This window comes from Mesorhizobium sp. M7D.F.Ca.US.004.03.1.1 (assembly GCF_003998635.1).
Taxonomy (GTDB): Bacteria; Pseudomonadota; Alphaproteobacteria; order Rhizobiales; family Rhizobiaceae; genus Mesorhizobium; species Mesorhizobium loti.
This window is the reverse complement of record NZ_RZQG01000239.1, coordinates 1-7,248: the sequence shown is the minus strand read 5'-3', so window position 1 is coordinate 7,248 and position 7,248 is coordinate 1. Positions and strand designations below refer to the sequence as shown.

Sequence of the window (7,248 nt, the reverse complement as noted above, 5' to 3'; positions counted from 1 at the left end):
CGCCTATCTCGAACGCCACGGCACGCCCGCCTCCCCCGATGCGCTCGATGGCCACCAGGCGGTGGGCTTCGTCTCGTCGCGTACCGGCGAGACCCTTCCGTTCGAATTCACCGTCGCCGGCAAGACCGTTGAGGTCAGGCTGACGGGGCGCGTCGCGGCCAACAATTCCGACACCGCCGCCGATCTGGCGCGGCTTGGCCTCGGCCTCATCCAGGCGCCGCGCTATCGTTTCGAGAAGGATCTGGCCGATGGGACGCTGGTCGAGGTGCTGGCCGACTACCCGCCATCGCCGACGCCACTGTCGGCGCTCTACCCGCAGAACAGGCAGCTGTCGCCACGCCTTCGCGTCTTCCTCGACTGGGCATCGCGCATCTTCGCCGAGGCGGATCTTTAGAGCAGGTCCATTAAAGGCTGCTGACGGCGGCTTTCGCGGGCGTCCCGGCCCGGGCTGACGACCTAATCGTGCTTAGCGAGAACGCGGCGGACCGTGGAGGGATGGACCTCGAACAGGCGGGCCGGCCTCGGACACGCTCGCCGACATTGGTCACTCCTGCCATTTGTCTTCGTATTGCGCTCAGCTGAGTTCTTGGGCGAGTCCGATGAGAAGCCCTCCAGGCCCACGGATGTAGCAGAGCCGATACGCGTCTAGATACTGCACGACTTCACCGACGAGCTGCGCGCCGCGCCTGCGGAGCCTTTCAAGCGTCTCGTCGATGTCGTCCACAGTGAACATGACCCGGAGGTAGCCTAGGGCGTTGACCGGGGCGTTCCGGTGATCTTCGACGACAGGCGGCGTGAGGAAACGGGAGAGCTCGAGCCGGCTGTGGCCGTCCGGCGTGCGCATCATGGCAATCTCGACATGCTGATCGCCCAGTCCAGTGACACGTCCGGCCCACTCTCCTTCGATCGTGGCCCGCCCTTCGAGCTCGAGGCCGAGATCGCGAAAGAAATCAATCGTCCCTCCGAGGTCTTCGACGACGATTCCAACGTTGTCCATCCGCTTGAGCGCCATATTTCCAATCTCCAGGGTGTCGTTCCAATCTACAAGGTGTCGCCCAGTCTAACAACGGACGCTTGAGGTGCCCCCAACACCGATTGATGATGACATGTGGACGTGCGGTCGTGTCCACATGCCCACAATTCTGCGAGCCGTGATAGCCACCGGCCGAACAGAAATGCCAGCATTAGGCTGATGCTGAAACTTCCCGCCAGCCTGGAAGGGCAAATTTAAGCGTTTGCTACTAGATTCGGCGGACGGGCTATTGTTCAGGAGAGGTATTCGGGTCGAATTGGTTACAACGGAACTCAGTCTCGGCCGCGTGAGACAGGCCGTTTTTTCTTCCGCCAATTTGCCGGCGGCGATTGCTTTTGTCGTGCTTTTGGTCTGCGCCGTCTTTGCCGACCAGCAGAACAGCAGGGTCTCGGATCAGCTGGCGCGCGCCGATGTGCTGGCCAAGGTCAACATCATCCGCGCCAAGCTCGAAGGCAACATAGGCGGAAATCTCCAGCTTGTTCAGGGGCTTGTCTCGGCCATCGTTACGGAGCCCTATATGGGCCAGCAGAGATTTGCCTCGCTCGCGGGCAATCTGTTCCAGCAGAAATCGCAATTGCGCAACATCGCCGGCGCGCCCGACCTCGTCATCTCGCTGATGTACCCGATGCAAGGCAACGAGAAGGCGATCGGGCTCGACTATCGCAAGAACGAGGCCCAACGCATGGCAGCGCTTCGGGCGCGCGACCAGCACGTGCTGGTGTTTGCCGGGCCGGTCGATCTGGCGCAAGGCGGGCGCGGCTTCATCGGGCGCATTCCGGTCTTCGTGCCGACGGCGGGCGGCGGCAGCCGCTTCTGGGGCATCGTCTCGGCAGTGGTCGATGTCGACCGGCTCTACGCGGCGAGCGGGCTGACCAACTCGGAACTCGACATCGATGTCGCGCTCACCGGCGCGGATGCGCTCGGCGGCGGCGGCAAACGTTTCTTTGGCGGCGACAATGTCGTGGCCGGCAACCCCGTGTCTGCCGATGTGCAGCTGCCTTCAGGCTCCTGGCGGATTTCGGCCATACCCAAGGGTGGCTGGCCGGCCGCTCCGAAGAATGAGTGGCTGCTGAGGGCGCTCATGGCGCTCGCTGGCGCGCTGGTGGTGCTGCCTATCCTCGTTGCCGGGCGGCTGTTCGGTGAAAGGCAGAAACACTATGCCGAGCTGAGACGCCTGTCCGGGCGCCTGGAGCTGGCGCTGGAAGCCTCGGGCATCGGCGTTTGGGAACACGACCTCGCCACCAACGAAATGGTGTGGGATGACCGCGTCAACGAAATCTACGGCAAGCCAGCCGACGGCAAGCCACGCGGTTATGATGACTGGGCGCAGACCATCCATCCCGAAGACATCGAGCGGGCCAAGCGGGACTTCGATTCGGCCGCTGCGAAAAAAGGCCTCTACTCCTCACAATACCGGCTCCTGCGCCCCGACGGCACGGTCCGCCATGTGCGCACGCGCGCCAGTTTCTTCCAGGATATCGACGGCACGCCAAAGCTGATCGGCGCCGAATGGGACGTGACCAGCGACGTGCTGCTCAACGAGACCCTTGTGCGCGAGCGCCAATTGACGGAATCGAAGAACGCCGAGCTTAATCTTGCCAAGGCGCATATCGAGCATGCGGCACTGCACGATTCGCTCACTGGCCTGCCCAATCGCCGCTATCTCGATGAGCTGCTGGCCGAAAATGGCGAACCCGACCGCCACACGGCGCTGCTGCATCTCGACCTCGACCGCTTCAAGCAAATCAACGACACGCTCGGCCACGCCGCCGGCGATGCCATGCTGATGCATGCCTCGAATGTCATCAAGGCCAATGCGGACGCAGCCGATTTCGTTGCGCGCATCGGCGGCGACGAGTTCGTCGTGGTGAGCCATGGGCTTGACGACGACCAGCTCTCGGCGCTCGCCGACCGCATCATCGAGGCGATGCGCCAGCCTGTCGACTATCGCGGCCATCCGTGCCGGTTCGGAGTGAGTATCGGCATTGCCGCCAACAGTGGCGTCGATGCCAGGCAACTGCTCGTCAACGCCGATCTCGCGCTCTACCGGGCGAAAAGCCGAGGCCGCAACCGCTACGAGTTCTTCAACGAAGAGCTGCAGAGCGAGATCGTGCGGACCAAGCAGATCGCCGATGAGATCCTGGGCGGGCTGGAGCGGAACGAATTCATCGCCTACTACCAGCCGCAGTTCGACGCCAGGACGCTCGAGATCGTCGGCGTCGAGGCGTTGTCGCGCTGGAAGCATCCGCAACGCGGCATCCTGGCCCCCGACGCCTACCTGAAGGTGGCCGAAGAGCTCAATGTCGTGGCGTTGATCGACCGCATCGTCCTCAAACACGCGCTGGAGAATTTCGAGCGTTGGGCGCACAGCCATCTCAACATCCCGCGCGTGTCGGTCAACGTCTCGGCCAGGCGCCTGGAGGACAAGGACTTGATCGAGGGCCTGCGCAAGCTCGCCATCAAGCCGGGAACCGTATCGTTCGAGCTGGTGGAGTCCATCTTCCTCGACGAGAACGATGATCTGGTCACCTGGAACATCGAGCACATCAAGGATCTCGGCATCGATATCGAGATCGACGATTTCGGCACCGGCTATGCCTCGATCGTCTCGCTGCTCAAGCTGCGGCCGCGCCGCCTCAAGATCGACCGCCAACTGATCACGCCCATCACCGGCTCGATGGCGCAGCGGCACCTGGTGGCGTCGATCATCGAGATCGGCAAATCGCTCGGCATCGAGGTGGTTGCCGAAGGCGTTGAGACGATGGAGCATGCACGCATCCTGAAAGAGCTCGGCTGCGATATCCTGCAAGGCTACTTTTTTGGCCGCCCGATGGAGGCCAAGGCCTTCAAGGCTTTCGCCCAGTCGCGCAAATGGCTAGCCGCGGGCTAATTTGTCCGCTTCGCGCCGATCGCCATCGAGAAACTCGTCCAAGATCCGACCGTATTTCATAAAACCCTTCGCACTGTTTGCGATTATGGTGGGTGCTCAAAGAGTCTCCGCGCTTGAGGTTCCCCAGTATGGACAGACTGGCATGCGACCGGATGTTCGTCGCGGTCATTGAGCGCCGCAGCCTGTCCGGCGCGGCGCAAAAGCTCGGCGTGAGTTCGGGCCAGGCGTCCAAGCTGGTTTCCCGGCTCGAGGAAGAACTGGGCGTGCAGTTGCTCCACCGCACGACCCGCTCCGTATCGCCCACGGAAGCCGGCCGCGCCTATTTCGAGCGGATCAAAGGCCTGCTCGAAGAAATGGACGAACTCGATTCCACCATCCGCAGCGCTTCTGGGGAACCGCGGGGGCGGCTGGTCATGTCCGTGCCGATTACTTTTGGCACCCAGGTCCTTGCGCCGCTTTTGGCCGAATTCGCGCGGGCGCATCCGCTGATCGAGCTCGACGTGTCGTTCTCCGATCGCATGGTCAATCTGGTGGAGGAAGGTTTCGACCTTGCCTTGCGCATCGGCACCTTGCGCGACAGCAGCCTCATTGCGCGAAAGCTTTGCCCGATCCGGCTGGTGACGACGGCAGCATCATCCTATCTCACGGCATTTGGTGCTCCGGATCGTCCCGAGGACGTTGCCGGACACGCCTGCATTCTCGACACCAACTTCGCCGACGGGGCCAGCTGGCGTTTTGCCCACGGCTTGACGGTGCCAATCCGCGGCCGGCTGCGCTTTTCCAACGCCGAGGCCTGTGCGGCCGCGGCTGCGATCGGTCTGGGTCTGGTGCAGGGTCCGAGCTTCGTCGCCGGCGAGCGCATTCGGAGCGGCCAGCTCATTCCGGTGCTGGCGACCACGAGGCCGACCCGATGGCTCTCTGGGCCGTCTACACCACCGGCCGGCACCTGGCGGCCAAGGTGCGGGTGATGGTGGATTTCCTGGTCTCGCATTTCCAGGACAGCCCGCCCTGGGACCAAGGTTGGTAGACTTTCCATTTTGGAAGAAATCTTCTGCAATTTTGCTGGATAATAATCGATCCGGAACAGATGCATATTCCCGTCATCGCCGCAGGGCAAAGCTGACAGGAGCACAGAACATGACACTCGCAATCATCGGTACCGGCAATATGGCCAAAGGCCTCGCCACGGTCTTTTCACGCGCCCGGCAACGCCGTCGTCTTCGGTTCGCGCGATCCCTCGGAGGCCGCTTCGGTCGCCGCTGGCTTTAGCGGCACCGTCTCCGCCGCCTCGATCCCGGATGCCGTGGCCAAGGCCGACATCATCTTCCTCGCCGTGCCGTACAGCGCCGCGGCCGAAGTGGTGAAGGCGGCTGGCGACCTGGCGGGCAAGATCGTCGTTGACCTGACCAATCCCATGAAGGCCGATTTTTCCGGCCTGGCCATCGGCTTTTCGACCAGCGCCGCGGAAGAAATCGCGCGGCTCGCCCCGCGGGCCAAGGTGGTTAAAGGCTTCAATACGCTGTTTGCCTCGGTGCTGCAGAATGGCGGCCAGGTCGCCGACATCCCGGCAACGGTACTGCTCGCAGGCGACGACGCCGACGCTGTCACCGAGGTCGAGGCGCTGGTGAATTCAGCCGGCCTCAAGGCCATCGTCGCCGGTCCCCTGGCAGCGTCGCGCAACATTGAAGCCGTGGCCGCTCTCAACATTGGGCTCGGCTATGGCCAGGGCAAAGGCACCAATATCGCTCCGACCTGGGTCGGCATCTAATAACCCAGGCACTCATCGCTCCCCGGCGACGATGGCCGGAGAGCGACATAAGGCAACAAATAGCAAGCCGCGACGCGTCACTTGATATCGCCCAAGTGACGCGCCGCTGCACCCGTGGACAATCCCCCGGCGATTGCGGTGAAGGACGAAGACTATGCTCATTGAAGGAAAATGGACGGCCAACTGGCAGCCGGTGCAGGCCACCGATGCCAAAGGCGGCTTCGTTAGGCAGATTTCCGGCTTTCGCAACTGGGTGACGCCCGACGGCAGCGCCGGGCCGACGGGTGATGCGGGCTTCGCCGCCGAAGCGGGCCGCTATCATCTCTATGTCGCGCTCATCTGCCCCTGGGCATCCCGCACGCTGATCGCGCGCAAGCTCAAGCGGCTCGAGGACGCCATTTCCGTCAGCATCGTCAACCCTCACCTGGATGATGAAGGCTGGGCGTTCGGCGGCTATCCCGGCACTGGACCGGACGACATAAACGGTGCCCGCCATCTGCATGAAATCTACACCAGGGCCGACCCGCTCTATACCGGGCGGGCCACCGTGCCGGTGCTTTGGGACAAACAGCTGGGCACCATCGTCAACAATGAGAGCGCTGACATCGTGCGCATGTTCAATTCAGGCTTCGGTGACCTCGCCAGCGGGCCGGATCTCTATCCTGCACCGCTGCGGGCCGAGATCGACGCGCTCAACGCCGATATCTATCCGCGGCTCAACAACGGCGTCTATCGCGCCGGCTTCGCCACCACTCAGATCGCCTACGAAGAAGCCTTCGACGATGTGTTCTCGATGCTGGAGATCCTTGAGGCCCGGCTCGGCAAAGGTGGCCCCTTCCTCCTCGGCAACGCCCTTACCGAGGCCGACATCAGGCTGTTCGTCACGCTGGTACGGTTTGATGCCGCCTATCATGGCCTGTTCAAATGCAATCTGCGGCGCCTGGTCGACTATCCGGCGCTGAGTGCCTATCTGGCCGCGATTCTGGCCGTGTCGGGCGTCGCTGAGACCGTCAGCATCGAGCACATCAAGGCCGGCTACTATTCGATCAAGGCTCTCAACCCTAACGGCATCGTGCCGAAAGGGCCCGACCTGCCGGGCCTCGCACCCGTCTCCGTGACAGGCCAGCACTGATGGATCGCGGCCTGGTCATTCTTTTGCACGGCGTCGGCAGCAACGGCGCCAATATGGCAGCGCTTGGGCGGGCGCTGGCACCCGCACTGCCCAGCTTCGTCTTCGAAAGCCCCGATGCGCCAGGCGGCAGCGGCCCGCGCCGTGAGTGGTTTAGCGTCATCGGCGTTACCGAGGTCAATCGGCCGGAGCGCGTCGTTGCGGCGCGGCCCGGCTTTGACGCGGTCATCGCCAATCTGATCGAGCAACATGGATTTTCGAATGCCGTTGACCGCGTTGTGCTACTGGGGTTTTCCCAAGGCTCCATCATGGCGCTCGACGCACTGGCCAGCGGGCGCGGGCCTGTCGGGGCGGTGGTCGCTTTCTCGGGGCGGCTGGCGTCCCCAGCGCCGCTTGTCCCTGCAACCGGCGCCCCATTGCTCCTGATT

7 protein-coding genes are annotated in these 7,248 nt (G+C 63.1%); 6 read left to right on the top strand and 1 reads right to left on the bottom strand.

Annotation, left to right across the window (positions count from 1 at the left end):
- On the top strand, positions 1 to 394 hold a 394-nt coding region (locus EN935_RS15505), incomplete at its 5' end, for a LysR substrate-binding domain-containing protein (protein WP_245488973.1).
- Positions 395 to 574: 180 nt separating this feature from the next.
- On the opposite strand, the gene EN935_RS15500 is transcribed toward EN935_RS15505, so the two are convergent.
- Complete coding sequence (locus tag EN935_RS15500; RefSeq protein ID WP_127263810.1) at positions 575 to 1,012, bottom strand: VOC family protein; 438 nt, start codon at positions 1,010 to 1,012, stop codon at positions 575 to 577.
- A gap of 307 nt (positions 1,013 to 1,319) precedes the next feature.
- On the opposite strand from EN935_RS15500, the gene EN935_RS15495 reads away from it, so the two are divergent.
- From EN935_RS15495 to EN935_RS15475, 5 genes are all read left to right on the top strand, one after another.
- Entirely contained in the window at positions 1,320 to 3,923 is a 2,604-nt protein-coding gene (locus EN935_RS15495) for an EAL domain-containing protein (protein WP_206532370.1), read from the top strand.
- Positions 3,924 to 4,051: 128 nt separating this feature from the next.
- The gene (locus EN935_RS15490) at positions 4,052 to 4,891 is read left to right on the top strand and encodes a LysR family transcriptional regulator (RefSeq protein WP_245468814.1); all 840 of its coding nucleotides are present in this window, start codon (positions 4,052 to 4,054) and stop codon (positions 4,889 to 4,891) included.
- Between the two features lie 197 nt (positions 4,892 to 5,088).
- The gene (locus EN935_RS15485) at positions 5,089 to 5,691 is read left to right on the top strand and encodes an NAD(P)-binding domain-containing protein (protein WP_245468818.1); all 603 of its coding nucleotides are present in this window, start codon (positions 5,089 to 5,091) and stop codon (positions 5,689 to 5,691) included.
- A 154-nt stretch (positions 5,692 to 5,845) separates the two neighbouring features.
- Positions 5,846 to 6,823: a glutathione S-transferase family protein gene (locus EN935_RS15480; protein ID WP_127263814.1), complete on the top strand. Its 978-nt coding sequence runs from the start codon at positions 5,846 to 5,848 to the stop codon at positions 6,821 to 6,823.
- The coding region (locus EN935_RS15475) for a phospholipase (protein WP_127373423.1) at positions 6,823 to 7,248 on the top strand (426 nt) is incomplete at its 3' end. The genes EN935_RS15480 and EN935_RS15475, both read left to right, overlap by 1 nt.

Bases quoted from the DNA above. Each gene is read 5' to 3' on its own strand.
- EN935_RS15500 (WP_127263810.1), bottom strand. From the start codon at position 1,012: ATGGCGCTCAAGCGGATGGACAACGTTGGAATCGTCGTCGAAGACCTC.
- EN935_RS15490 (WP_245468814.1), top strand. From the start codon at position 4,052: ATGGACAGACTGGCATGCGACCGGATGTTCGTCGCGGTCATTGAGCGC.
- EN935_RS15480 (WP_127263814.1), top strand. From the start codon at position 5,846: ATGCTCATTGAAGGAAAATGGACGGCCAACTGGCAGCCGGTGCAGGCC.